The sequence below is a fragment of the Halolamina salina genome, from assembly GCF_042678005.1.
GTDB classification, from domain to species: Archaea; Halobacteriota; Halobacteria; order Halobacteriales; family Haloferacaceae; genus Halolamina; species Halolamina salina.
Genome location: NZ_JBHUDH010000114.1, coordinates 17,267 through 19,070, shown reverse-complemented (window position 1 = coordinate 19,070; position 1,804 = coordinate 17,267). Strand labels below are relative to the sequence as shown.

Genomic DNA, 1,804 nt, shown 5'->3' with positions numbered 1-1,804 from the left:
AGTTCGACGTCGACGCCGGCCGCTTCGAGCACTCGAACCGCCGCCTTCCCCTGTTCGGGAGCGTTGTAGTTCGTGTGCGTGTCCGGAAGAATCAGCGCCCGGTGTTCGGCCTCGCTTTCGGGGACCGTTGGCTCTCGGTCGGCCATCCAGTCCGCGAAGCTCTCGCGGTGGAACGTCGGCAGGCTCCGCTCGGCCGCGATACCGACGGTCTTCTCCAGCGCCCAGCGGGCGCCCGGGAGTTTCGTGGCGACGTTCGACAGCGGCGCGAGCCGGCTGCCGATCCGCGAGAGGGCGTCGACGTTGGCGAACAGCTTCTCACGCAGGCCGGCGCCCTCGCGCTCGTGCCGGGCGTGCTCGATCTCGGTCTTCATCTTCGCCATGTCCACCTCGCTCGGGCAGTCCTTCGAACAGCCCTTACAGCCGATACAGAGGTCGAGCACCTCGTTCTCGAACTCCTCGGTGAAGATCTCCTCCTCGGGGAGCTCGCCGCTCATCGCCTGCCGGAGCAGGTTCGCCCGGCCGCGGGTGGCCTGTATCTCCTCGTCGGCCGCGCGGTAGGTCGGGCACATCACCCCGCCGGTGGTCTCCTGCCCGCCGCGACAGCCGCCGCAGCCGTGACAGAGCTCCGCCATCCCCTGAAACCCGTTGTCGTTCTCCCAGCGGAGTTCGGGGTCGAAGCCGGCGTCGAACTCGTACTCGGGATCGAACCGGAGATTTTCGGTCATCTCGACGGCGTCGGCGCGTTCGGGCAGTGATCCGGGCCGTTGCTCGTCGGGCGCGTAGCCACAGACCTGTCCCGGGTTCAGCAGCCAGTCGGGATCGAACGCCGCCTTGAGGTCGCGGAACGCCTCCCAGAGATCCTGCCCGTACAGCTTCCGGTTCCACTGCGTTCTGGCGCGGCCGTCGCCGTGTTCGCCGGAGACGCTGCCGCCGAGATCGACGACGATGTCGCTGACCGCGTCGGCGATGGACTCGAAGCGCTCGACGCCCGCCTCGGTCTTGGTGCCGATCAGCGGCCGGACGTGGAGCACGCCCGGGCCGGCGTGGGCGTAGAACGAGGCGAACGTGTCGTGGTCCGCGAGCACCTGCTGGAACCGCCGGGTGTACTCGGGGAGCTTCTCGGGCGGCACCGCACAGTCCTCGATGAACGAGAGGTGTTTCTCGTCGGTCGTCCTGGAGAGCAGGATCGGCATCCCCGCCTTGCGCATCTTCCAGAACCGCTCCCGGGTGGCCTCGTCGTGGGCCTCCATCGCCGCGTGAGCACGGACGGGGTCGCCGGCGCTCAGCGGCTGCTCGTTCGGCTCCGCCGCGGTGTCAGTCCCTGGCCGGCGGTCGGCGAGCAGGTCGGCGACCTTCCGCCGCCCCTCGTCGTCGCTCCCGGCGTAGAACTCCACGAGCAGCGCCGAGTCGGTCCCCTCGGGCAGCATCCCCACCACGTCGCCGAACTCCTGTGTGTCCCGTGCGAGGTCGAGCAGCGTGTCGTCCATCACCTCGACGGCCGCGGGGTCGTGTTCGAGCACCGAGCTCACGTCTTCCATCGCCGAGAGCAGGTCGTCGTACGCCAGCAGCGCGACGGCTTTCGTCTCGGGGATCGGTTCGAGCGAGACGGTCGCTTCCGTGACGATCGCGAGCGTCCCCTCGCTGCCCGCGAGCAGGCGCGCGAGGTTGACCGTCGCGTCCTCGTCGACCTCGCCGTCTACCGTCGCTTCCTCGACCAGCACGTCGAGGTTGTACCCCGAGACGTTCCGCTTGAGTTCGGGGTAGCGCTCGCGCACCTCGTCGGCGTGGTCGTCGAGCACGTCGA

The 1,804-nt window shown here is 69.1% G+C and carries 1 protein-coding gene (only partly in view); it reads right to left on the bottom strand.

The window, feature by feature from the left end:
• Positions 1-1,804: part of an FAD-binding and (Fe-S)-binding domain-containing protein coding region (locus ACFR9S_RS10150; protein ID WP_379818550.1), annotated on the bottom strand (this coding region is incomplete at its 3' end). The annotated region continues 667 nt past the right edge of the window; the window shows 1,804 of its 2,471 annotated nt.